We start from the raw sequence: 24,616 nt of genomic DNA on the forward strand, positions 1-24,616 counted from the left end.
TCACTGCCATCCCACGGCAGAAATTGGCTGGACGGGCGCCAGTCCGCCGCGGCACTTGAGAATACGCACTTGAGCCGGGCGAGCTTCGACTGCCAACCGCAATGCCGCTGGCGAGGGATTTACCGCTTCGCGTAAAGAGCGATAGGCGAAGGCCAGTGTCTGTCCGGTCTCGGCGGCCACCTGCAGGCGACGCAAGGCGCGGTCATCGGCCTGCTGTGGCCAGCACAGCACTGCACCGCAACTGCCTGAACGCAAACACTGTTCCGCCGCCCATAAGGCGTCGCGTCCGTGCGCCTGAACGAGACTGAGTTGGCGCAGATCGACCCCGGCAGCGAGCCAGGCATGAGGGAAGGGCAGGTGAGGCGGTGCGACCAGTACTACCCGTTCGCCGGCACTGGTCAACCGTGCCAGGGTGGGCCAGAGCAGACGCAGTTCGCCGATGCCGGTGGTGGCGATCAGCAGCTCGCTCAGTGCCGAGTCCGGCCAGCCGCTTCCGGGCAAGGCGGCGTCCAGGGTGGGATGGCCGGTCGGCTGGTTACTGGTCGAGACGATGCTTGGCTGGCCGCGCCATAGCTGGCGCGCATCGAGCAATCGATCAAGGGAGACAACGGAAGACATGATGAACAGCAAATCCAGAATACTGTATATGGATACAGTATTCTGCTTTGCCCGAACGCGGGTCAAGTCGATGTGATGAACGTCATCGACTCAGGGTCTATACGGCCCAGCTCACATCAGAGCGTTTAGCGTCCCTATCAAACCCAGTGCAGCGCCCATGGGTACTGCCATGCGCTCACGCCAGGCGAGCATCAGGCCTACCAGCACCCCGGCGCACATCAGTTGCCCCAGGCAGACCACCAGACCGATGGCCCATCCCAGCGCTGCGACATCCAGCAGGACGATGGCAACCAGCAAGCCGCCTGCCAACAGGCGCAGCCCACGTTGCTGAAGGAGGCTCGGCGCGCGATTGAACAGTTGACGATGGTGGCGAGGCATCGCCAGGCACAGCGCAAGCATGCCGATGTAAGCCAAGGCAAAAGCAAGTAGCGTCATGGCGAAACCTCCTGCATGCGCCTCTCACGTGCCGGTCGCGTCTCTGGCCGGGCGAGGGCTCGCCAGCCGCACACCAACCCGACGGCAAGCAATACCAGGTCGATGCCGAAGAGCGTCATATCGCTTCGCGTCAGGCTCGCAACAAGGTGTCCTTGCGGAGCCACGATGGCATTCAGCGCGGGCAGGCCGAGGGCGAGAATCGCTAGCGCGGCGAACAACTGACGGCTCAATCGTGCCGGCTGGCCGTGTCCGATGCAGGCGAAAACTGCCACCGCCAACCAGCTCAAAGCGAAGCACCAGCCTTCGATTGCCGCTCGGTCGGGCAGGGTGTCTGGCAACAGACGATTGGCCCAGAGCAGTGTCAGCGATGCGATGGGCAGTCCGAAAAAGACCGCGCCGTTGAGCGCGCGTACCACCTGTATCCCCTTCGACTGCCGAGCTTCACGCTTGCGTAGCCAGACTGCTGAACCTGCGATCAGCATTGCGCAGCCGGCCAGCCCCATCAGGCCATAGAAAAGTCGAACGATCTGCCCGCCAAATTGAGCCATGTGCAAACCGACTAGCCACATATAGGCCTCGTAAGTGGCAGGTGCCTGTTGCTGGTGGAGCATCTCGCCAGTGGTTGCGTCGTAATTCAGGGTGTCCTGTGGCGAGCCGATGCGTGAAGGGTCAAGCCGACGAATGCTGACCACTGCCGAGGCGTCGAACGGGTGTTCTACGATCAACCAGCCCGGCTCGCCGCCATTCCAGCGCTGACGGGCATCGTTGATCAAACCGTCCAGGGAGGTGAGTTCACCTATGGGCTTGTTCATTTCATTGCGGTGATAGCCGCCCTGGATCTCCTCGAAGAAAGTCAGCGGATCACTGTCATAGGCCACCATCGCTCCGGCCGGCATGTAGGTCGCGACAAAAATGGCGACGCCCGTATAGGCCAGTACCAGATGGAAGGGCAGGCCGATCACTCCGAACAGGTTGTGCGCATCGAGCCAGGCACGCTGGCCGTTGGCTTGCGGCCTGAGGGTAAAGAAATCCTTGAATATCCGCCTGTGAACGATGATCCCGGACACCAGCGCGACCAGCATGAACATGCCGGCCAGGCCGACGATATACATGCCGATCGTGCCCGCCTGCAGGTTGTAGTGCAGGGTGAAGAAGAACTCACCGCCCAGGGTGTCCGGCATGGGTTTACCGGTGGCGGGATCGAAAACGGCACGCCCACGTTCGCCCGTGCCATCTTTCTCCCAGCCCAGCTTCCAATAAGGCTCGCGCTCGGTCGGGCCATGGAGCCAGTAAGCATGCAGGGGACCTTCGACGTTGGCATTCAGCCACTGTCTGACGTTATCCGCCTCGATGCTGCTGGTTGCGGGCACGTGCAGGGCCGGGCGCGTCCAGCGTTCGAGCTCCTTGTCGAAACAGGCCAGCGTGCCCGCGAACAGAATTACGAACAGTAACCAGCTGGGCAGCAGTCCGCCCCAGGTATGCAGCCCCGCCATCGATTGACGTAAGGTCACGGTCGGCTCCTCCATTCAACAGGCAGATAGGCAGCCAGGCAGAGCAGGACTGTCAGCCCCCCCAGCCACAGCCAGGCCCGCAAGGCGCTGCGGGCCGCAAAGGTATAGATGACGGCGGCTACCCAGACGGCAAAACACAGCAGACTGGCCGTAACCACTCGATCCGCTCGCGCCAAGGGCAAGTAAACGGACAGGAAGGCGGTAAAGCCGAATGCCAGCGCATAGCCGCCGAACAAAGCGGCCGTGATGCGTCCGGCCAGATCCAATGGGAGGGGGGGGTAACGCTTCATGACATGGTCTATCCGCGGATGGTAGACGTGCATGTTAATGCGAATCCGTTTGATTTGTAATAACCAGGAGCCAAGCAGCCTGACGCTGCGATCTGGTTGAAGCATCGTGTCCGGTCAATGGCCGCTATCCGTCTTTGCTTGTGCTAGCAAAATCAGTCGATTAGGATTCGCGCCGGGTAAACGGTGCAAGGCGAGTAATCGGTTCGCCGTCCCAATCTATTGAAGCGAAGAAGCCCGGCCTGAAAGCGACCGGGCTTCTTTGTTTTTCGACCTTGATCCAGCGCCAGATCGCTCGTTCAGGTCGCTGCTAATTAAAAGAGGTATGCCATGCGCGAACGTTTGTTGGCCGCGGAAAAGGTAAAGGCCATCGAATGGCAGGGCGGACAGCTGCGTTTGCTTGACCAGCGCAAGCTGCCACTGGAAGAGCTGTGGCATACCTATGATTCTGCTGCAGCAGTCGCTACGGCGATCCGCGAGATGGTCGTGCGTGGCGCGCCCGCCATCGGCATCAGTGCTGCGTACGGGCTGGCCATGGGGCTCAGAGCCCGACTCGCCGAAGGTGGAGACTGGCGCGCGGCACTCGAATCCGATTTCGAAATACTGGCTGCCTCGCGTCCGACCGCCGTCAATTTGTTCTGGGCGCTGAATCAAATGCGTGAGCGCCTCGACCGCTTGAAGCCTGGCGAGGATCCATTGACCGCTGCCGAGGCTCAGGCGGCGTCCATTCATGCCAGTGATCGCGAAGCCAATCTGACCATGGCGCAGTTCGGCGTCGACCTGATCCGCAAGCATCAGGGCAATCCGCAGAACCTGCTGACTCATTGCAATACCGGTGCGCTCGCGACCGGTGGCTTCGGTACTGCACTTGGCGTGATTCGTGGCGCGCATCTGGAAGGGCTTGTCGAGTGCGTCTACGCCGATGAAACCCGTCCCTGGCTGCAAGGCTCTCGGCTGACGGCCTGGGAGCTGGCCGGCGAGGGCGTGCCGGTCATGCTGAACGCTGACTCGGCGGCGGCGCACCTGATGAAGACGCGCGGCATCACCTGGGTCATTGTCGGTGCCGATCGGATCACCGCCAATGGTGACGTCGCCAACAAGATCGGGACCTATCAGCTTGCCGTGCTGGCCATGCATCATGGCGTACGGTTCATGGTGGTGGCGTCCAGTTCGACCATCGATATGGAGTTGGAGTCAGGTGATGACATTCCCATCGAGGAGCGCGCCGGGCATGAGCTGCTGGAGGTCAACGGTCAGCGGTTTGCGGCGGATGTCGACGTCTTTAATCCAGTGTTCGATGTCACCCCTGCCGACCTGATCGATGCCATCGTCACGGAGAAAGGCATCGTCGAACGGCCAAATGCAGCCAAGCTCGCCGCGCTAATGAGCCGCAAGCGGCTCCACTGAATTGGCAATGCATATCCCGGACATATCTTCCAGGATGTGCATCCTGGAGCCTGTGGCTCCCCAGCTGTGATACCATTCCGCGCTTAATCGCAGGACCCTGCTGACTACAAGGAACCAGGCTTCCATGGGCGAACTGGCCAAAGAAATCCTCCCGGTCAATATCGAAGACGAACTCAAGCAGTCCTACCTCGACTACGCCATGAGCGTGATCGTCGGTCGTGCGCTGCCGGATGCGCGCGACGGATTGAAGCCTGTGCATCGCCGTGTGCTTTTTGCCATGAGCGAGCTGGGCAACGACTGGAACAAACCGTACAAGAAATCCGCCCGTGTGGTCGGTGACGTGATCGGTAAATACCACCCCCACGGTGACTCGGCGGTTTACGACACCATCGTGCGGATGGCGCAGCCTTTCTCGCTGCGTTACATGCTGGTCGATGGCCAGGGCAACTTCGGTTCGGTGGACGGTGATAATGCAGCCGCCATGCGATACACCGAAGTGCGGATGGCCAAGCTGGCTCACGAGCTGCTGGCGGACCTGGACAAGGAAACCGTCGACTGGGTGCCCAACTACGACGGCACCGAGCAGATCCCGGCAGTCATGCCGACCAAGATTCCGAACCTGCTGGTCAACGGCTCCAGTGGTATTGCCGTCGGTATGGCGACCAATATCCCGCCGCACAACCTCAGTGAAGTCATCGATGGTTGCCTGGCACTGATCGAAAACGCCGACATCACCATCGATGAACTCATGCAGTTCATCCCGGGGCCGGACTTCCCAACCGCGGGCATCATCAACGGCCGTGCAGGCATCGTCGAGGCCTACCGCACCGGTCGCGGGCGCATCTATATGCGTGCCCGCTCGATCATCGAAGACATCGACAAGGTTGGCGGCCGTCAGCAGATCGTCATCACCGAGTTGCCTTATCAGCTGAACAAGGCACGACTGATCGAGAAGATCGCCGAGCTGGTCAAGGAAAAGAAGCTCGAAGGCATCACCGAGCTACGCGACGAGTCCGACAAGGACGGCATGCGCGTGGTCATCGAACTGCGCCGTGGTGAGGTGCCTGAGGTCGTTCTTAACAACCTCTACGCCCAGACCCAGCTGCAGAGCGTGTTCGGCATCAACGTGGTGGCCCTCATCGACGGCCAGCCACGTACCTTGAACCTCAAGGAGCTGCTCGAAGCCTTCGTTCGCCATCGCCGCGAAGTCGTCACCCGTCGGACCGTTTACGAGCTGCGCAAGGCGCGTGAACGTGGACATATTCTCGAGGGGCAGGCTGTAGCGCTGTCCAACATCGATCCCGTGATTGCGCTGATCAAGGCTTCACCGACGCCAGCCGAAGCCAAGGAAGCGCTGATTGCCGAAGCCTGGGAATCCAGCGCTGTCGAATCGATGGTCGAGCGCGCCGGTGCCGACTCCTGCCGCCCGGAAGGCCTCGATCCGCAGTACGGTCTACGCGACGGCAAGTACTACCTGTCACCAGAACAGGCGCAGGCCATTCTTGATCTGCGCTTGCATCGCCTGACTGGCCTTGAGCATGAAAAGCTGCTCAGCGAGTACCAGGAGATTCTGACTCAGATTGGCGAGCTGATCCGCATCTTGACCAACCCGGTACGTCTGATGGAGGTCATCCGCGAGGAGCTCGAAGGCGTCAAGCGGGACTTTGGCGACAAGCGCCGCACCGAGATCCTCGATGTGCGCCTGGACCTGACGCTGGCCGACCTGATCACCGAAGAAGAGCGTGTCGTCACTATCTCCCATGGTGGCTATGCCAAATCACAGCCGCTGGCCGCCTACCAGGCGCAGCGTCGCGGTGGTCGTGGCAAGGCCGCGACCGGGGTCAAGGAAGAGGACTACGTTGAGCATCTGCTGGTCGCCAACAGCCACACCACGCTGCTGCTGTTCTCCAGCAAGGGCAAGGTGTACTGGCTCAAGACCTATGAGATTCCTGAGGCGTCACGCACATCGCGCGGTCGTCCGCTGGTGAACTTGCTGCCGCTGACCGAGGGCGAGCATATAACCGCGATGCTGCAGGTCGATATCGAGGCGGCACGTCAGCAACAGCTGAACGGTGACGAGGATATCGAGGACGCCGAAATCATCAGCGAAAGCGATGATGTCGAAGAGGCAATCGAGGGTGACGAGACCGATGACTCGGTGGATGAGCCTACTGGTACCTACATCTTCATGGCGACTGCGAAGGGCACCGTGAAGAAGACGCCGCTATCGCAATTCAGCCGCCCGCGTAGCGTGGGTCTGATCGCACTGGGCCTGGAGGAGGGTGACACTCTCATCGCGGCTGCCGTAACCGACGGTGCGCGCGAGGTGATGCTGTTCTCCGACGGCGGCAAAGTTATCCGGTTCAAGGAAAAGCACGTCCGTACCATGGGTCGTACCGCCCGCGGTGTACGCGGCATGCGCCTACCTGAAGGTCAGCGCCTGATTTCGATGCTGATCCCCGAGCCGGATGCCCAGATCCTAACGGCGAGCCTGAACGGCTATGGTAAGCGCACCGTCTTGGCTGAGTTCCCGCGTCGTGGCCGTGGCGGCCAGGGCGTAATCGCCATGGTTTCGAACGAGCGTAACGGGCCGCTGGTTGGTGCCGTCCAGGTGCAGCCAGGCGAGGAAATCATGCTGATTTCCGATCAAGGCACCCTGGTGCGTACCCGTGTCGACGAGGTGTCGTCGCTGGGACGCAATACGCAGGGCGTCACCCTCATCAAGCTAGGCAAGAATGAACACCTTGTCGGTCTTGAACGGGTACAAGAACCCTCTGAGGAAGACGTTCTGGAAGACATCGAGGCGGTAATCGATGAGGATGCGCTGGATAAGGAAATGCCAGTAGTCAGCACCGAGCCAAGCGAAGATGATTTGCTGGGTGGCGGCGGTGACGTTCCGCCAGATGTAGTGCCCACCGACGACGAGGGCTAATCAAACGACGGCGTAGCCTCTTAGGCTCGCCGTCGTTTCGTTGTATGCCTCTCTGCAGTTAAGGAATAGCGAGCACCCATGCGGGCCCTTGGGTCCGAATGGAGCGAGCAAGGTATCGACCGTTTTTGAGAGAACGAAGATGAGCAAACGCGCGTTCAATTTCTGCGCTGGCCCGGCCGCGCTCCCTGAGGCCGTATTGCAACGCGCCCAGGCCGAACTCCTTGACTGGCAAGGTCGGGGCCTGTCGGTGATGGAAATGAGCCATCGCAGTGACGAGTACACGGCGATCGCCGAGAAGGCTGAGCAGGATCTGCGCGACCTGCTGAGCATTCCTTCGAACTACAAGGTGCTGTTCCTGCAGGGTGGCGCCAGCCAGCAGTTTGCTGAGATTCCGCTGAATTTGCTGCCAGAAGACGGTGTCGCCGATTACATCGATACCGGCATTTGGTCGCGCAAGAGCATCGAAGAAGCCAAGCGTTATGGCCACGTCAACGTAGCCGCGAGTGCCAAGCCATACGACTATTTCGCGATCCCCGGCCAGAATGAATGGAAACTCAGCGCTGATGCGGCATACCTGCATTACGCCAGTAACGAAACCATTGGCGGCTTGCAATTCGACTGGGTGCCTGAGGTCGGCGATACCCCGCTTGTCGTTGATATGTCATCGGACATTCTTTCTCGCAAACTGGACGTATCCCGCTTCGGCCTGATCTATGCTGGCGCGCAAAAGAACATCGGTCCGTCGGGACTTGTGGTGGTTATCGTTCGGGAGGACTTGCTAGGTCGTGCGCGCTCAAGCTGTCCGACGATGCTCAACTACAAAGTCGCTGCCGATAACGGATCCATGTACAACACGCCTGCAACTTTTTCCTGGTACCTCTCGGGCCTGGTGTTCGAGTGGCTGAAGGAGCAGGGCGGCGTCGAGGCCATGGAACAGCGCAACCGCGCCAAGAAGGATCTGCTCTACGGCGTCATCGATTCCAGCGATTTCTATTCGAATCCGATCGCCACCAACGCTCGCTCTTGGATGAACGTACCGTTCAGGCTCGCCGACGAGCAGCTGGACAAGACATTCCTCGCCGGTGCCGATGCGCGCGGTCTGCTCAACCTCAAAGGTCACCGTTCGGTGGGCGGCATGCGTGCCTCCATCTATAACGCAGTCGGCCTGGATGCGGTCGAGGCACTTGTCGCCTACATGCGCGAGTTCGAGAAGGAGCACGGCTGATGAGCGATGTCGACCGGCTGAAGGCGCTGCGTGTACGCATCGACAGTCTCGACGAGAAGATTCTCGAGCTGATCAGCGAGCGAGCTCGCTGCGCTCAGGATGTGGCTCGGGTTAAGACCGCTGCGCTGGCAGAAGGTGAGGAGGCGGTGTTCTATCGCCCCGAGCGTGAAGCCTGGGTGCTCAAGCACATCATGGAGTTGAACAAGGGGCCGCTGGACAACGAGGAAATGGCGCGTTTGTTCCGCGAAATCATGTCGTCCTGTCTGGCGCTCGAGCAACCGCTGCGGGTCGCCTACCTCGGGCCGGAGGGCACCTTCTCCCAAGCCGCGGCACTCAAGCATTTCGGTCAGGCTGTGATCAGTAAACCGATGGCCGCGATCGACGAAGTGTTCCGTGAAGTGGTCGCCGGTGCGGTCAATTTCGGCGTTGTGCCCGTGGAGAACTCCACCGAGGGCGCGGTCAACCACACCCTCGACAGTTTTCTCGAACACGACATCGTCATCTGCGGCGAAGTCGAGCTGCGCATCCATCATCATCTGCTGGTTGGCGAAACGACCAAGACGGATCGCATCACCCGTATCTATTCCCACGCACAGTCGCTGGCGCAGTGTCGCAAATGGCTCGATGCGCACTACCCGAACGTCGAGCGCGTGGCGGTTTCCAGTAATGCCGACGCCGCCAAGCGGGTCAAAAGCGAGTGGAATTCCGCAGCCATAGCAGGTGACATGGCGGCTCAGTTGTACGGCCTGAGCAAGATTGCCGAGAAGATCGAGGACCGCCCGGATAACTCCACGCGTTTCCTTATCATCGGCAGTCAGGAAGTACCGCCTACCGGTGATGACAAGACCTCGATCATCGTCTCCATGCGTAACAAGCCGGGCGCGCTGCATGAGCTGTTGATGCCGTTCCACTCCAACGGCATCGATCTAACGCGGATCGAAACGCGGCCGTCGCGAAGCGGCAAATGGACTTATGTGTTCTTCATCGACTGCATCGGCCATCATCAGGATCCGTTGATCAAGGATGTCCTGGAGAAAATCGGCCGCGAAGCCGTGGCGCTGAAGGTGCTGGGTTCTTATCCGAAAGCGGTACTCTAAAAACAGCTGGCAGCGGCAAGCCATATGCCAGGCGCAATGGCTTTATCTTGCCGCAGGCCGCGTGAGCTTGAGGCTTAATGTATGAGCTGTGATTTCCTCGCTTTGGCTCAGCCAGGCGTGCAAAAGCTGTCCCCCTATGTGCCGGGCAAGCCCGTGGATGAACTGGCGCGTGAGCTCGATCTCGATCCGGCGACCATCGTCAAGCTGGCCAGCAATGAGAATCCACTGGGTCCCAGTCCCAAGGCCATGGAGGCGATCAAAGCGCAGCTCGATGAGCTGACCCGTTACCCGGACGGCAACGGGTATATGCTCAAGAGCAAATTGGCTGAGCGATACGGTGTTGGTGTCGAGCAAGTGACGCTCGGTAACGGCTCTAACGATATTCTGGAACTGGTCGCGCGTGCCTATCTCGCGCCTGGCCTCAATGCGGTCTTCAGTGAGCACGCATTTGCGGTCTACCCGATCGCCACTCAGGCCGTTGGGGCGCAGGCGAAGCCGGTACCGGCCCGCCAATGGGGTCATGATCTCGACGCCATGCTAGCTGCCATCGACGACAATACTCGCGTCGTGTTTATCGCCAACCCAAACAACCCCACAGGCACCTGGTTTGGTTCCGATGCGCTGGCGCGCTTCCTCTCCGGTGTGCCTGAACAGGTTCTGGTGGTGCTGGATGAGGCCTATATCGAGTATGCCGAGGATGGCGAATTACCAGATGGCTTAAGCTTCCTGGGGGCACACCCCAACCTTCTAGTCTCGCGGACATTTTCCAAGGCGTACGGTTTGGCTGCGTTGCGTGTGGGTTATGCGATCAGTTCTCCGGTCATTGCCGATGTGCTGAATCGAGTGCGCCAGCCCTTCAATGTCAACAGCCTCGCGCTAGCGGCGGCTTGTGCCGCGCTTGATGATCAGGCTTATCTCATTGAGAGCCGGGCATGTAACTCCGCTGGCATGCGTCAGCTCGAAGCCGAGTTCAAGGCGATGGGGCTCGATTGGATCCCTTCGCGCGCAAATTTCATTGCCGTTGATTTTGGTCGCGATGCTGCCCCCATCAATCAATCCCTGCTGCGTGACGGTGTCATCGTGCGGCCGGTCGCTAGCTATGGGATGCCAACCTTTCTTCGGGTGTCCATTGGCACCGAAGCGGAGAATGCTCGCTTCCTCGAAGCGTTGCACAAGGCGCTCGGGCATTGAGCCGAACGCATACGTTGGCGGCGGGCACGCCGAAGATTGGTCGCCTGGTCGTTGTCGGCCTGGGCCTGATTGGTGGTTCGTTCGCCAAAGGGCTGCGTGAAGGCGGGTGCTGCACCGAGGTCATCGGATTCGATCTGGATCCAAGATCTCGTGAGCTTGCCGTCGATCTTGGCGTGGTGGATCGCTGCGCTGACAGCCTCGAGGAAGCCTGCCGGGATGCGGACGTCATTCAGCTGGCCGTCCCGATCCTGGCCATGGAGCGCCTGTTGGCAGAACTCGCAACACTCGACCTCGGGAATGCCGTGCTGACCGACGTCGGTAGCGCCAAGGGTAACGTGGTGCGCTGTGCCCGCGAACATTTCGGTCGGATGCCGCCGCGCTTTGTACCTGGGCATCCGATAGCCGGCTCGGAACAGAGTGGCGTCACTGCTGCCCAAAGCACGCTTTTCCGCCGTCACAAAGTGATCCTGACGCCTTTGGAAGATACAGATCCGGCTGCGCTGTCGCTTGTAGACGGGCTGTGGCGTGCGCTGGGCGCCGATGTCGAGCATATGGACGTTAGGCATCATGACGAAGTGCTGGCTGCTACCAGTCATCTGCCGCATCTTCTGGCGTTTGGTCTGGTGGATTCGCTGGCAAAGCGCAACGAGAACCTGGAAATATTTCGCTACGCCGCGGGTGGATTTCGAGATTTCACGCGTATTGCGGGCAGCGATCCGGTGATGTGGCACGACATATTTCTCGCCAATCGCGAGGCGGTGCTCCATACCCTGGACGATTTTCGTGCCGACCTCGACGCCCTGCGCGCCGCGGTCGATGAAGGAGACGGGCATACATTGTTGGGCGTGTTCACGCGCGCCAAGGCTGCCCGGGAACATTTCAGCAAAATACTGGCTCGCAGAGCCTATGTGGACGTTATGCATTCCAAAGATCTGATCTTCCTTGCCAATCCTGGCGGCAGCCTCAGCGGCCAACTTCGTGTGCCAGGTGACAAATCCATTTCCCATCGTTCGATCATGCTTGGCTCGCTTGCCGAAGGCACCACTGAGGTTGAAGGCTTTCTCGAGGGTGAGGATGCGCTTGCAACCATCCAGGCATTCCGCGACATGGGCGTGGTCATCGAGGGTCCGAATCAGGGACGCGTGACGGTTCACGGTGTTGGCTTGCACGGCTTGAAGCCGCCGCCAGGACCGATCTACCTCGGTAACTCCGGTACCTCAATGCGCCTGCTGTCTGGTCTGCTGGCGGCGCAGCCATTCGACACGACGCTCACCGGTGACGCTTCGCTGTCCAAGCGCCCAATGAACCGTGTCGCCAAACCCTTACGCGAAATGGGTGCGGTGATCGAAACGGCCGCCGACGGCCGCCCGCCAATGACTATTCGCGGTGGTCAGAAGCTCTCTGGTATGCACTACGACATGCCGATGGCCAGTGCTCAGGTCAAATCCTGTCTGCTGCTCGCGGGCCTATATGCGACCGACAAAACATCGGTCACGGAGCCTGCGCCGACACGAGACCACACCGAGCGGATGCTACAAGGCTTCGGTTATCCGGTGCAGGTCGAGGGCAACACCGCTACGGTCGAATCTGGTCATACACTGCGTTCGACTCAGATCGAAGTGCCTGCCGATATTTCGTCCTCGGCTTTCTTCATGGTTGCAGCCAGCATCGCGCCTGGCTCCGATATCACGCTTGAGCACGTAGGGGTCAATCCGACCCGTACTGGCGTCATCGACATTCTCCGGCTGATGGGCGCCAACATCGAGTTGAGCAACCTTCGCGAAGTGGGCGGTGAGCCGGTTGCGGATATCCGAGTGCGTGCTGCACAGCTCAATGGGATCGATATCCCGGAAGACCTCGTGCCGTTGGCGATCGATGAATTCCCTGTGCTGTTCGTTGCGGCATCTTGCGCCGAAGGGCGAACCACGCTGCGCGGAGCTGAGGAGTTGCGGGTCAAGGAGTCTGATCGCATTCAGGTGATGGCCGATGGTCTGCAATCGCTGGGCGTGAGTGCCACGCCTACAACGGATGGGATTATCATCGAAGGCAGTGGGGGCCTAGGCGGGGGCGAAGTCTGGGCGCACGGCGATCATCGTATCGCCATGTCCTTCAGCGTGGCCGCGCTTCGCGCCAGCGCGCCGATCCGAATTCACGACTGTGCCAACGTGGCCACTTCGTTCCCGAACTTCCTTGCACTGGCCGAGCGGGCTGGGATGCGGGTAGGTGTGGAGGGTAACTCATGATCAGGCAGGTCCCGGTCATCACCATCGACGGTCCGAGTGGTTCTGGAAAAGGCACGGTTGCGGCGTTGCTGGCGGCCAAGCTGGGCTGGAATTTTCTCGATTCCGGTGCGCTGTACCGTCTGCTTGCCTTCGCAGCGCGCAACCATGGGGTTGATCTGACCAATGAAGAGGCGCTGAAGCTATTGGCGGCCCATCTGGATGTGCAGTTCGGTGCTGCCAAAGGTGGAGAAGGGATGCAGATCATCCTCGAAGGCGAGGACGTCACTCAGGCGATTCGCAACGAGCAAGTCGGCGCCGGCGCGTCACAGGTCGCTGCACTACCGGTCGTACGTGAGGCATTGCTGCAGCGTCAGAAAGCGTTTCGTGAACCACCCGGGCTTGTTGCGGATGGTCGAGACATGGGCACGGTGGTGTTTCCGGACGCGCCGTTGAAGATCTATCTCACGGCCAGTGCAGAAGAACGGGCCAGGCGTCGTTACCTTCAGTTGAATAGCAAGGGTGATGATGTTAATCTCGCGAGTCTTCTCGATGAGATACGGGCGCGTGACGAGCGCGATACCCAACGTGACGTGGCGCCGCTGAAGCCAGCAGATGATGCGGTGCAGCTGGATTCCACAGATCTTTCCATCGAGCAGGTGTTAGGACAGATTCTGAGCGAAGTCGCCAATCGCGATTTCGCCTGAAGAGCGACCGCCGAGAGGTGGCCTGACGGTTTCTCGATAACGAGAGCTGTTAACAAGGAGGCATGTGGGAGACCAGATCTAGTCCCGCACGCCTTTTTTTATATGAATGAACCCACTTCTATCTGGGATGTGGAGATTGGGCGGATCCTCGTCCGAAAACAGCAGGAATAAACATGAGCGAAAGCTTTGCAGAACTTTTTGAAGAAAGCCTAAAAACCCTCGACATGCAGCCGGGTGCGATCATCACCGGCATCGTGGTCGACATCGACGGTGACTGGGTCACTGTTCATGCCGGTCTGAAGTCTGAGGGCGTCATCCCGGTCGAGCAGTTCTACAACGAGCAGGGCGAGCTGACCATCAGCGTGGGTGACGAGGTTCACGTTGCGCTGGACGCGGTTGAAGATGGCTTCGGTGAAACCAAGCTGTCCCGCGAAAAAGCCAAGCGTGCTGAGTGCTGGATTGTTCTGGAAGCGGCTTTCGCAGCTGAGGAAGTGGTCAAGGGCGTTATCAACGGTAAGGTTAAGGGCGGCTTCACTGTCGACGTTAACGGCATCCGTGCGTTCCTGCCAGGTTCCCTGGTTGATGTCCGTCCAGTGCGTGATACTACTCACCTGGAAGGCAAGGAACTCGAATTCAAGGTCATCAAGCTCGACCAGAAGCGCAACAACGTTGTCGTTTCCCGTCGTAGCGTCCTGGAAGCCGAAAACAGCGCCGAGCGCGAAGCTCTGCTGGAATCGCTGCAGGAAGGCCAGCAGGTCAAAGGTATCGTCAAGAACCTCACGGATTACGGCGCGTTCGTCGATCTGGGCGGCGTGGACGGTCTGCTGCACATCACCGATATGGCCTGGAAGCGCATCAAGCATCCGTCGGAAATCGTCAATGTTGGCGACGAGATCGATGTCAAGGTATTGAAGTTCGACCGCGAGCGTAACCGCGTTTCCCTGGGTCTGAAGCAGCTGGGTGAAGACCCATGGGTTGCTATCAAGGCTCGTTACCCAGAGAACACTCGCGTCGTGGCCCGTGTCACCAACCTGACTGACTACGGCTGCTTCGCTGAGCTGGAAGAAGGCGTTGAAGGTCTGGTACACGTTTCCGAAATGGATTGGACCAACAAGAACATTCACCCGTCGAAGGTCGTACAAGTCGGCGACGAAGTGGAAGTCATGGTGCTGGACATCGACGAAGAGCGTCGTCGTATCTCCCTTGGCATCAAGCAGTGCAAGTCCAACCCATGGGAAGACTTCTCTGGCCAGTTCAACAAGGGCGACCGCATCTCCGGCACCATCAAGTCGATCACCGATTTCGGTATCTTCATTGGTCTGGACGGCGGCATCGACGGTCTGGTTCACTTGTCCGACATCTCCTGGAACGAAGCTGGCGAAGAAGCCGTGCGTCGCTTCAAGAAGGGCGACGAGCTGGACACCGTCATCCTGTCGGTTGATCCGGAGCGCGAGCGCATCTCCCTGGGCATCAAGCAGCTGGAAGACGATCCGTTCTCCAACTACGCCGCCGTCAATGACAAGGGCAGCATCGTTCGCGGCATCGTGAAAGAAGTTGACGCCAAAGGCGCCGTCATCGATCTGGGCAACGATATCGAAGCCACACTGAAAGCCTCTGAAATCAGCCGTGACCGCGTTGAAGATGCGCGTAACGTCCTGAAAGAAGGCGAAGAAGTCGAAGCCAAGATCATCAGCATCGACCGTAAGAGCCGCGTCATCAGCCTGTCCATCAAGTCGAAAGACGTTGAGGACGAGAAGGACGCGATGAAGGAACTGCGTACCAAGCAGGACGTAGAGCCAACTGCCGGTCCGACCACCATTGGTGATCTGATCCGCGCGCAGATGGAAAACCAGAACTAAGTTCTGCGATCCATTAAAAAAGGGCGACTTCGGTCGCCCTTTTTTGTGTCTGTCCCGTCCTGATCAAGAGTTACATATCGCCTTGACCTTAGTTAACCCGTCCTGAGGAAGGTGTAGGGCTTCGATCTATCATGGATCTCCAGTAGCAAAGCGCCCACCAGTCGAGGTCGAGCTGTTCAGTTTTTCAAGTTCGTATCGTGCCGGTTGCCAATGCCTGGTTAACCGCCAGCCAGCCATTCACCGCTTCCTCCCCAGCATGCTGGAAGGCCCGTTCGAGGAGACGCACCTGTTCGCGTCGCAATGCCTGCTCTAGCTTTGCACCCTCGGCAGTGAAGCGCAGCATGCGCTTGCGCTTGTCTTCATCGGCCGTCCTGCTCTCCACCAGATGCATTTCAATCAGCTGACGCAATGGCGTATTCAAGGCCTGCTTACTGACCCCCAGGTAGCTGAGTAGCTCTTTAACGCTGAGGTCGGGGTAGCTTGCGATAAAAAACAGGATTCTGTGATGCACTCGGGACAGTCCGCGTCGGGCAAGCATCTCGTCCGGCTTGGCTGTAAACGCCTGATAGCCTAGGAAGAAGCTCTCCATGATCTGGCGCTGAACAGTGCTTTTTTTTAGGTCAGGCATATTGACGTATTTACAGTTGAGGGCGTAATTTTGGTCAAGTAGTTTGACTCATTTTTATTATTCCTGCATCTGGTGCCCCATGGTCTTCTCCGAACGCATTGACCGCCTGAAAAGCTCGCTGATCCGTGAAATTCTTGCCGCTGCACAGCGTCCTGAGGTGATGTCTTTCGCTGGTGGACTGCCTGCTGAATCCATGCTGCCGAAGGTCGACTGGGCGCCCATGCCGGCGAGCCTGGGTCAGTACGGGATGAGCGAAGGGGAGCCCGCACTGCGCGAGGCCATCGCGGAGGAAGCCCGAGCAATCGGTGTTTCTTGCTCGGCCAGTCAAGTGCTGATCGTCAGCGGTTCCCAGCAGACCCTGGACCTCGCATCCAAGCTGTTCATCGATCGGGGCACCGAGGTGCTGCTCGAGGCGCCGACTTATCTAGCCGCCCTGCAGGCTTTTCAATTGTTCGGAGCCGACTGTCTGGCGGTGCCGCAGGAGTCCGATGGGCCATCGCTGGTCGCGCTGCGTCGACGGCTGGAACAGCACAAGCCGGCCTTTGCTTACCTTATCCCAACGTTCCAGAATCCCTCGGCGGTCCGTTATAGCGAGGAAAAGCGTGATGCGGTAGCCGCGCTGCTTGACGAGTTCGGCGTGACCCTGATTGAAGATGAACCCTACCGCGAACTGGTATTCGACGAAGGTCGTGCTCGCCCAATCGTTAGCCGCTTGCGCAACGCAAGCTGGATCTACACCGGGACAGTTTCCAAGACCCTGCTTCCAGGGCTACGTGTCGGGTATCTGATCGCAACACCGGACCTGTTCCCTTATCTGTTACGTCTGAAGCAGTCAGCCGACCTGCATACCAATCGCGTTGGTCAGTGGCAGGCGCTTCAGTGGCTCGGAAGCGAGCAGTATCGGTTGCATCTGGGTGAGCTGCGCAGTTTCTACCGCCTGCGCCGTGATGCGATGCAGGCTGCGTTGAATGATTATTTCGCCGACCTCGCCGATTGGCAGGTGCCGCAGGGGGGCTGTTCTTCTGGCTGCAGCTGAAACAACCGATCGACACCCGAACGCTGCTCGATTCCGCGTTGGCGCAGGATGTGGTGTTCATGCCTGGCGAGCCGTTCTTCGTCGACCCCGAGCAAAATCTCGGTTATCTGCGGCTCAACTTCAGTCATGTCGCGCCAGAGCGTCTTGATGAGGGTATTCGCCGCCTGGCGAGTGTGATTCGCGAGGCGCTAGTGGTCGAAGCGGCATAGTTCAGATGCGGTGGATGCACCGCTGGAGGGCAAAATGACATACAAGGTGTACGGCGACTATCGGTCCGGTAACTGCTACAAGGTGAAGCTGATGCTGCACTTGCTGGGGCGATCGTATGAGTGGGTTCCGGTGGATATCCTGCGCGGTGAAAGCCGTGAGGCAGCATTTCTGAAAATGAATCCCAACGGCAAGATACCGGTGCTCGAGCTGGAAGACGGTAGCTGCCTGTGGGAATCGAACGCAATCCTCAACTTCCTCGCTGAAGGAAGTGAATTCCTGCCGGCCGATGCCCGGTTGCGGACCCAGGTTCTGCAGTGGCAGTTCTTCGAGCAATACAGCCATGAACCCTTCATCGCTGTGGCGCGGTTCATCAAGGTTTATCTGGGCTTGCCGGACGATCGCCTCGATGAATATGCAGCCAAGCAACTGGATGGTTATCACGCGCTTGATGTCATGGAGCAGCAGCTGCTACGCACGCCCTATCTGGTTGGCGAGCACTACTCGATCGCTGATGTTGCGCTCTACGCCTATACCCACGTGGCTGGGGAGGGCGGTTTCAGCCTGGCGCGGTACCCGGCCATCAGTGCCTGGCTGCAGCGTGTGGCCAGTCATCCGCGCCATGTCGGCATGTTCGATTGAAAAGAAGCGCGTAGCCGCGAGCTTTTTGAATGGTCAGCCATAAGCTGACAGGCTTGGTCTGCAAAGGCTTAGCGGCTAATAGCTGACCTTATTTTACCAGGCCGAGAAATTCACTACGCGTGGCGGCATTTTCGCGGAATTGGCCGAGCATGACCGAGGTGACCATCGATGAGTTCTGTTTCTCGACGCCGCGCATCATCATGCACATGTGCTGCGCTTCGATCACGACTGCGACACCCCATGCACCCGTAACCTGCTGAATCGCTTCTGCAATCTCGCGGGTGAGGTTTTCCTGGATCTGCAGTCGGCGGGCATACATGTCAACAATGCGAGCGACTTTCGACAGGCCGAGCACCTTGCCGTTGGGCAAATAAGCGACATGCGCCTTGCCGATGAAGGGCAGCATGTGGTGTTCGCACAACGAATAGAGCTCGATGTTCTTGACCAGTACCATTTCGCTGTTATCGGAGCTGAACAGCGCGCCGTTCGTGACGTCCTCGAGCGTCTGCTGATAACCCTTGCACAGGTACTGCATGGCTTTAGCGGCGCGCTTGGGCGTATCGAGCAGGCCCTCGCGGTTGACGTCCTCGCCGAGTTGGCCAAGGATCGCTGTGTAATGTGTTTCCAGGGACATGTGACTACCTGTCAGGCTTGCAAAAAAGCGCGAGTGCGAAGGTTAGGGGGTCGACGGCTGGGCTGCAAGCATGCGTCGCGCTGACCGGCTTGATTGCGGCGCTTGGATTATTCGTCGCGGCCTTCGAGCATGGTCCGTTTGAGGATTACATATACCCCGCCGGTGCCGCCATGTCTTGGTAGGCAAGAGGTGAAGCCCAATACCTGGGCGTGCTGGCGTAACCAGGTATTAACATGGCTTTTGATCAAGGGGCGCTTACCGTCTTTTCTTGCGGCCTTGCCATGCGTCACACGCACGCAGCGAATCTCGAATTTGCACGCTTCGGCGAGAAAGTCCCAGAGCAGCACGCGGGCTTTCTCAACGCTCAGCCCATGCAGGTCCAGGCTGCCCTCGAATGGAATTTGGCCAGCTTTCAGTTTGCGTATCTGGCTGTCCTGGACACCGTCGCGCACCCAGTACAGTTCATCTTCAGCCGCAACATCAATTACGAACTGATCGGAAAGCCCATCGATCCTGGTATCGCCGTCGCTGATCGAGGCATTGGCACGTAGAGTGGCTATCTGTGCTTTGTTGCTGCGTGGTTTACCAATTTCAGCCCGGTCGTGTTCGATAGGCTTGACGCCACGCACAGCTGATCTGAACAGGGAAAAATCATCTTCTTGCATGAGGCCTCCGCTTAAGTCGGCCATTTTATCTCAAAGCTTTTGTCCAGGGCTGACTTCCCCCTCGAATGCCATGCTGGGCAAGCGCGGACAGACTAACGGCGTTTTTTCAGGCGTGGCGAAAGACTCAACCCGCTCGGTGTATGCATGCGGCGGCGCACACGACGCCGCACGAATGCGCCAAGCAGCAATAGGATCAGACCCAAGGTCAATAGCGTCACCGCGGCTTCCTTGTCCAGAGGCATGCTGGCCAGGGCTCCGATACCGCTAAACAGTGACGCAACACCGGTGCCAATGAAGAGCGCGCCCGCGACGATCAGCAGCAGACCAAGTGCTGCGCCAAGGCGTGAGCCCCAGCTGCGATGTTGCCGAGGGCGGAGACGGCGAGCATCGAATCCATCGGTTCGTTTCATTCCGGTTAGCTCCTCGGGAGCGGCTATCAGGCCGTTGGAAAGCGTAGACGAGGCAGGCTAGACGCTTTTCGGTGCGGTTGCGCCTTATGCCAGTGCTTCGGCATCAGTCACGCAAACAGCGAAGTTATCGGCGAGAATGGTCATTTCCATGCGATGCACCTCTGCCGCGGCGATCGCGCCGTCTCCCATCGGCAGGTCACGTGTGGCGCAGGCCTTGTCAACCAGTGTACAGCGGTAGCCATAGTCCTTTGCCGCGCGGACGGTGGTGCTCACGCTCGAGTGAGTCATGAATCCGCAAACAATGAGGTCGAGGCGGCCATGCTGCTGCAGCAGCTCGTGTAGTTTTGTGCCGGCGAACGCATTAGGCAGTGTCTTGCCGATCACGGTTTCGCCTGGAAGCGGTGCCGCTTCCGGCATGATCTGGCCACGTAATCCTTGGGGGTCGAACAGCCCACCCGGGATGCCCAGGTGATGAACATGCACGATGGGTGCGCCAGCAGCGCGGGCGGCGGCCAGCAGCTTGCTGATCTGCTCCAGCGACGAATCCAGATTTGGTAATGCCAGCGTTCCCGTCCGGTATTCTTCCTGAACGTCAATGATGACAAGGGTCGCGTTGGCCAAAGTCGCCGGTGCATAACTGCGGCCACTGAGCTGAAGCATGGTCTGTGGCTTGGACATGACTGACTCCTTGTTCTGAGAGGGGCATGATTGTGGCGCCAGTAGCGCGAGATGTGAACAGCCAATAGGCGATGATTTGGTCATATACATCGGCGTTATGGGCGTTATGCCACCACGCAGAGCCTCAAAATTCGCGAAACGAGCGGGGCCATCAGCTAGACTTTCGCCCTTTTTAAAGGAGATGCCCCGTGACTGCTTCGTCTTCCCGTTTGCGCACCTTGCGTGACCATATTCGCTGGGCTGTCAGCCGCTTCCACGCCGAACAGCTGTTCTTCGGCCACGGCACGGACAACGCTTGGGATGAAGCTCGCCAGTTGGTGCTTGGTGCCTTGCACTTGCCGTGGGAGATGGCCGACAGCTACCTCGATTGTCGGCTGGAAGACGATGAGCGTGAGCATCTACAGGCTTTGCTGCACCGGCGAATCGAGCAACGCGTGCCTACCGCCTATCTGCTCGGGCAGGCCTGGTTTTGCGGGCTTCCGTTCATCGTGAACGATCACGTACTGATTCCGCGCTCGCCGATTGGCCAATTGATCGAGCGTCGCTTCGAGCCATGGTTGGCGAAGGAGCCCGCACGGATTCTCGACCTGTGTGCCGGTTCCGGTTGCATCGGCATTGCCTGCGCCTATGAATTCCTCGATGCAGAGGTGCTGCTGGCCGACCTGTCTTTCGAAGCGCTGGAAGTGGCCAACCGCAACATTGAACAGCATGGCTTGGACGATCGGGTTTACACCGTACAGGGCGATGGGTTCGATGGGCTGCCCAAGCAGCGCTTCGACCTCATTGTCTCCAACCCACCCTATGTGGACGCTGAAGATTTCGCCGATATGCCTGCCGAGTTCCAGCATGAGCCCGCACTGGGTTTAGCCTGTGGTGACGACGGGTTGAATCTGGTGCGAAGAATACTGGCGGAGGCGGCCGATCACCTGACCGAGACCGGCACCCTCGTCGTCGAAGTCGGCAACAGTCAGGTGCATGTCGAAGCGCTTTATCCGGAAGTCGACTTTACCTGGCTCGAGTTCACGGACGGCGGGCATGGTGTTTTTCTGCTCGCGGCCAGTCAGTGCCGGGATCATCAGGCGCTGTTTCGTGAACGGCTTGTGCGGTAGGCGAGGTCGAGCGGCCCTGGAGCGTCAGCGGGTTGCGATCCAGATCAGTAGCCCGGCCTGAAACAGGGCGAAGACGATCAGGCAGGCAATGGTGAATCGGAGGGTGCCATCCTCCCGGCGAAGCTTGCTCAAGCGTTCGTGGATATCGCGAATTTGATTTTCCCGCTCGAGCAGATTGCGATCAGCCTGCTCGAGCATCGCCGCGGCCTCTTGCAGTTCGATGATTTGCACCTTTTCGATATTCCAATCAGGCCGCAACGCACTGACACGACTCGCACTGTAGGTCGCCTTGAGCTGCTTGGGCTCGGTATACAGCACATCGAAACCCTGGCTGAGCAGGCAATGATCGCGCCGCAAGCGTGTGTCCTCGCCGGTTATATCTTTGACCGGCAACGCGCCGCCTTCGACCAGATAATGTGCCCAGCGCTTCTGAGCCCAGGCTGCCCCCTGCGCAAGCAGGAAGCGTCCAAGGCCACGGTTTGCCGGTTCTATATGCAGACCAGAGTCTGGGCCGAAGCGCACTTCTTTGGCTCGGTGGTCGGCCCAGATTTCCAACAGATTGTGCTGTTTAGACAGCACTTGTCCTGGTATCCGTATGAAGAGCTTCAAAAGGCTCTGCTGAGGCGTATGTCGCTCGACCTGGGCCAACTCCACGAACCGTAGCGGGCGCGCCCCGGTGTCTCGGTCAGTGGGCAATGGCGACAGGCGAAGCAGTCGGAAGCGATCCGGGACGAGTTCGGCCCAGGGGTGCGGCTGGGGCACAGCGGGCGTCAGGGCCTCGTTGTCGTTAGGTGCTGTTGTGCTGTCTGTCATCTCGGCGTCCATGGGCCTGTGCGGGTCGTTGCGGCAGGCAAGGAGCGTATCGGCCGATAGCGGGCTAACTGGAGGCTGGCAATATGCCGTGCTCGGACAAGAATCGGCTGATCTGTTCCGTCAGTTCATGAGCGATAGGCAATTCGGGGCTGCTATAGGAGGCCATTTGTCCGGCGCGCTCCGGCGGCGTAATGCGCAATACGTGCCCCATCCCTGATATCAGGGCCAACTCCGCGTCGGCTCTGGCTCGCTTCAGGGCCTGGGCATCTTCGCGCCCGACCTGAATGTCATGAGTGCCCTGGATAATTAACGCCGGTGCTTTGGTGCCCGCGAATGCATTGGCTGGGTCCTGGCGGAACAGCGAGATGAGATAAGGCTGTACGCTCGGGCGGAACAGAATCCGCAATGGGTCGGGCACCTGATCATGGATTCTTCCTGCCTTGAGCTCATCGATCAGGTAGTACGCGGTTGCCAGCAGCGGCGGCGACAAGCGGCCCTGGAGTTGCTCGCGCAGCAGCGTGTCGATGGGGCGACCGCTGCCTGCAAGGCTGATCAGTGCAGCGGGTTTAACGGTAGGCTCAGCCAGGCTGGCAATTAGTGCACCTTCGCTGTGGCCGACCAGCACGACCGCCGAAAATCGCGGATCGGCTTGCAACAGGCGCGTCCAGGCTACTGCATCGGCCACGTAATCCTTCACATCCAGTTGGCTTTCGTCAGGTGCCAGCGCGCGGCTCTGGCCGACGCCGCGCTTGTCATAACGCACGCTGGCGATGCCGCGTTTGGCCAATGCCTGTGCCAGCCGCTTGAGACTATCGTTGTGGCCCAATGGATTGTTGCCGTCGCGGTCGGTCGGGCCTGAGCCGGCTATCAACAACGCGACTGGCAGGGTGATATCCGACTTCGGAAGCAGCAGGCTGCCATGAAGACGCCCGTCTGGCACCTGCACGGTCATCCTCTGATTCAGCAGCGTCTGGGCTTGGACTAAGGGAGCGAGCATGGTGAGCAACGTGAACACTAAAAGGAAACGCATGGGCAGCAATAAACCATTGGCGAAGCGGGGCGGATACGGAGCGAGCTGACGGTTGGGCGGGTTGGCAGTATGCGCCACCGCTGTAGGCAGCGAAACCGGCGGCGGCTCGGGTATACTTCCGCCCCCTCTTTAGGTCGATCGCGGAGCGCCCTGCATGTCCGGCAATACTTACGGCAAGCTGTTCACCGTTACCACGGCTGGCGAAAGCCATGGTCCGGCATTGGTCGCGATCGTCGACGGCTGTCCGCCGGGCCTGGAACTGAGCGCCGCTGACCTGCAGCGCGACCTCGATCGACGCAAGCCTGGCACCAGCCGGCATACCACCCAGCGCCAGGAAGCGGATGAGGTTGAAATCCTTTCCGGCGTATTCGAAGGTCGTACGACCGGCTGCCCCATTGGATTGCTGATCCGTAACACGGACCAGAAATCCAAGGACTATTCGGCAATCAAGGACCAGTTCCGTCCCGCTCATGCCGACTACAGCTATCACCACAAGTACGGTCTGCGTGACTACCGCGGCGGTGGTCGCAGCTCAGCCCGCGAAACCGCCATGCGCGTCGCTGCCGGCGCCATCGCCAAGAAATACCTGGCGACGCTAGGCATCCAGGTGCGCGGCTACATGAGCCAGCTGGGTCCGATCGAAATTCCATTCAAGACCTGGGAAAGCGTTGAGCAGAACGCATTTTTCAGTCCGGACCCGGACAAGGTGCCGGAGCTGGAAGCGTATATGGATCAGTTGCGTCGTGATCAGGATTCGGTTGGTGCCAAAATCAGTGTCGTCGCCGAAGGCGTACCTCCAGGGCTTGGCGAGCCGATTTTTGACCGTCTCGATGCTGAACTGGCCCATGCCCTGATGAGCATCAATGCGGTGAAGGGCGTTGAAATCGGTGCCGGCTTCGCCAGCGTCGCCCAGCGTGGCACCGAGCACCGTGACGAGATGACGCCGGACGGTTTCCTTTCCAACAATGCAGGCGGCGTTCTGGGCGGCGTTTCGTCCGGTCAACCGATCATCGCGCATCTGGCGCTCAAGCCGACGTCCAGTATCACCACGCCGGGCCGCTCGATCGACGTCGACGGCAATCCCGTGGATGTCATCACCAAAGGTCGCCACGACCCCTGCGTGGGTATCCGTGCGACGCCGATCGCCGAAGCGATGATGGCCATCGTTTTGCTGGATCATCTGCTGCGCCATCGGGGGCAGAATGCCGATGTGCTGGTGGGTACGCCGGTGTTGGGGCAGCTCTAAGCTTGCGGCTGGGAGCCTGAAGCCGGAAAT

Annotated in this window: 22 protein-coding genes and 1 pseudogene; 12 read left to right on the forward strand and 11 right to left on the reverse strand. The window is 59.4% G+C overall.

From position 1 onward, the window contains the following. The 4 genes from C1896_09715 to C1896_09730 form a co-directional block, all read right to left on the reverse strand. Positions 1 to 618 (reverse strand): DNA lesion error-prone repair protein ImuA, encoded by a 618-nt coding sequence (locus tag C1896_09715; protein ID AZZ47603.1) that lies wholly within the window; start codon positions 616 to 618, stop codon positions 1 to 3. Between the two features lie 111 nt (positions 619 to 729). After that, positions 730 to 1,053 (reverse strand): DUF3325 domain-containing protein, encoded by a 324-nt coding sequence (locus C1896_09720; protein AZZ45156.1) that lies wholly within the window; start codon positions 1,051 to 1,053, stop codon positions 730 to 732. Next, positions 1,050 to 2,546, reverse strand: coding sequence for a hypothetical protein (locus C1896_09725; GenBank protein ID AZZ45157.1), 1,497 nt, complete (start codon positions 2,544 to 2,546; stop codon positions 1,050 to 1,052). Before C1896_09725 ends, C1896_09720 begins: the two co-directional genes overlap by 4 nt. Before the next feature lie 14 nt (positions 2,547 to 2,560). Continuing rightward, positions 2,561 to 2,854 carry a DUF3649 domain-containing protein gene (locus C1896_09730; GenBank protein AZZ47604.1) on the reverse strand — a complete coding sequence of 98 codons (294 nt, stop codon included), beginning with the start codon at positions 2,852 to 2,854 and terminating at the stop codon, positions 2,561 to 2,563. A gap of 327 nt (positions 2,855 to 3,181) precedes the next feature. Here C1896_09730 and mtnA point away from each other — a divergent pair, with 327 nt between their 5' ends. The 8 genes from mtnA (at position 3,182) to C1896_09770 (ending at position 15,488) form a co-directional block, all read left to right on the forward strand. Beyond that, positions 3,182 to 4,258 carry an S-methyl-5-thioribose-1-phosphate isomerase gene (mtnA, locus tag C1896_09735; GenBank protein AZZ45158.1) on the forward strand — a complete coding sequence of 359 codons (1,077 nt, stop codon included), beginning with the start codon at positions 3,182 to 3,184 and terminating at the stop codon, positions 4,256 to 4,258. Positions 4,259 to 4,382: 124 nt separating this feature from the next. Beyond that, positions 4,383 to 7,190: a DNA gyrase subunit A gene (locus C1896_09740; protein ID AZZ45159.1), complete on the forward strand. Its 2,808-nt coding sequence runs from the start codon at positions 4,383 to 4,385 to the stop codon at positions 7,188 to 7,190. Between the two features lie 139 nt (positions 7,191 to 7,329). Then, complete coding sequence (locus C1896_09745) at positions 7,330 to 8,415, forward strand: 3-phosphoserine/phosphohydroxythreonine transaminase (protein ID AZZ45160.1); 1,086 nt, start codon at positions 7,330 to 7,332, stop codon at positions 8,413 to 8,415. Further along, positions 8,415 to 9,512 (forward strand): prephenate dehydratase, encoded by a 1,098-nt coding sequence (locus C1896_09750; protein ID AZZ45161.1) that lies wholly within the window; start codon positions 8,415 to 8,417, stop codon positions 9,510 to 9,512. Before C1896_09745 ends, C1896_09750 begins: the two co-directional genes overlap by 1 nt. A gap of 81 nt (positions 9,513 to 9,593) precedes the next feature. After that, entirely contained in the window at positions 9,594 to 10,703 is a 1,110-nt protein-coding gene (locus C1896_09755) for a histidinol-phosphate transaminase (GenBank protein ID AZZ45162.1), read from the forward strand. A 14-nt stretch (positions 10,704 to 10,717) separates the two neighbouring features. Then, entirely contained in the window at positions 10,718 to 12,946 is a 2,229-nt protein-coding gene (locus C1896_09760; protein AZZ47605.1) for a bifunctional prephenate dehydrogenase/3-phosphoshikimate 1-carboxyvinyltransferase, read from the forward strand. Further along, positions 12,943 to 13,629 carry a (d)CMP kinase gene (locus tag C1896_09765; GenBank protein AZZ45163.1) on the forward strand — a complete coding sequence of 229 codons (687 nt, stop codon included), beginning with the start codon at positions 12,943 to 12,945 and terminating at the stop codon, positions 13,627 to 13,629. Before C1896_09760 ends, C1896_09765 begins: the two co-directional genes overlap by 4 nt. Positions 13,630 to 13,802: 173 nt before the next feature. After that, the gene (locus tag C1896_09770; protein ID AZZ45164.1) at positions 13,803 to 15,488 is read left to right on the forward strand and encodes a 30S ribosomal protein S1; all 1,686 of its coding nucleotides are present in this window, start codon (positions 13,803 to 13,805) and stop codon (positions 15,486 to 15,488) included. Positions 15,489 to 15,672: 184 nt separating this feature from the next. Here the strand turns inward: C1896_09770 and C1896_09775 are convergent, their stop codons facing one another. After that, entirely contained in the window at positions 15,673 to 16,116 is a 444-nt protein-coding gene (locus C1896_09775; protein AZZ45165.1) for a MarR family transcriptional regulator, read from the reverse strand. Between the two features lie 79 nt (positions 16,117 to 16,195). Here C1896_09775 and C1896_09780 point away from each other — a divergent pair. Then, a pseudogene (locus tag C1896_09780) lies at positions 16,196 to 17,361 on the forward strand (GntR family transcriptional regulator). 34 nt (positions 17,362 to 17,395) lie between these two features. Beyond that, a complete protein-coding gene (locus C1896_09785) occupies positions 17,396 to 18,001 on the forward strand; it encodes a glutathione S-transferase (protein ID AZZ45166.1) in 606 nt (201 codons plus the stop codon). Positions 18,002 to 18,089: 88 nt separating this feature from the next. Here the strand turns inward: C1896_09785 and folE are convergent, their stop codons facing one another. The 4 genes from folE to C1896_09805 all read right to left on the reverse strand — a co-directional run bounded on the left by folE (position 18,090) and on the right by C1896_09805 (position 20,388). Then, complete coding sequence (gene folE / locus C1896_09790) at positions 18,090 to 18,635, reverse strand: GTP cyclohydrolase I FolE (GenBank protein AZZ45167.1); 546 nt, start codon at positions 18,633 to 18,635, stop codon at positions 18,090 to 18,092. Between the two features lie 107 nt (positions 18,636 to 18,742). After that, positions 18,743 to 19,300: a DNA mismatch repair protein MutS gene (locus C1896_09795; protein AZZ45168.1), complete on the reverse strand. Its 558-nt coding sequence runs from the start codon at positions 19,298 to 19,300 to the stop codon at positions 18,743 to 18,745. A 92-nt stretch (positions 19,301 to 19,392) separates the two neighbouring features. Next, on the reverse strand, positions 19,393 to 19,710 hold the full coding sequence (locus C1896_09800; protein ID AZZ45169.1) for a hypothetical protein: 318 nt from the start codon (positions 19,708 to 19,710) through the stop codon (positions 19,393 to 19,395). 84 nt (positions 19,711 to 19,794) lie between these two features. Further along, positions 19,795 to 20,388: a cysteine hydrolase gene (locus C1896_09805; GenBank protein AZZ45170.1), complete on the reverse strand. Its 594-nt coding sequence runs from the start codon at positions 20,386 to 20,388 to the stop codon at positions 19,795 to 19,797. A 188-nt stretch (positions 20,389 to 20,576) separates the two neighbouring features. Between C1896_09805 and C1896_09810 the strand changes: the two genes are divergently transcribed. After that, a complete protein-coding gene (locus tag C1896_09810; GenBank protein AZZ45171.1) occupies positions 20,577 to 21,497 on the forward strand; it encodes a 50S ribosomal protein L3 N(5)-glutamine methyltransferase in 921 nt (306 codons plus the stop codon). Between the two features lie 24 nt (positions 21,498 to 21,521). Here C1896_09810 and C1896_09815 read toward each other — a convergent pair whose 3' ends face one another. Further along, positions 21,522 to 22,310 carry a hypothetical protein gene (locus C1896_09815; GenBank protein AZZ47606.1) on the reverse strand — a complete coding sequence of 263 codons (789 nt, stop codon included), beginning with the start codon at positions 22,308 to 22,310 and terminating at the stop codon, positions 21,522 to 21,524. A 64-nt stretch (positions 22,311 to 22,374) separates the two neighbouring features. Next, positions 22,375 to 23,340, reverse strand: a complete 966-nt coding sequence (locus tag C1896_09820) for an alpha/beta hydrolase (protein ID AZZ47607.1) — start codon at positions 23,338 to 23,340, stop codon at positions 22,375 to 22,377. Positions 23,341 to 23,494: 154 nt separating this feature from the next. On the opposite strand from C1896_09820, the gene C1896_09825 reads away from it, so the two are divergent. Beyond that, on the forward strand, positions 23,495 to 24,586 hold the full coding sequence (locus C1896_09825; protein ID AZZ45172.1) for a chorismate synthase: 1,092 nt from the start codon (positions 23,495 to 23,497) through the stop codon (positions 24,584 to 24,586). Positions 24,587 to 24,616 lie beyond the last annotated feature (30 nt).

The organism is Pseudomonadaceae bacterium SI-3 (assembly GCA_004010935.1).
Classification (GTDB): domain Bacteria; phylum Pseudomonadota; class Gammaproteobacteria; order Pseudomonadales; family Pseudomonadaceae; genus Stutzerimonas.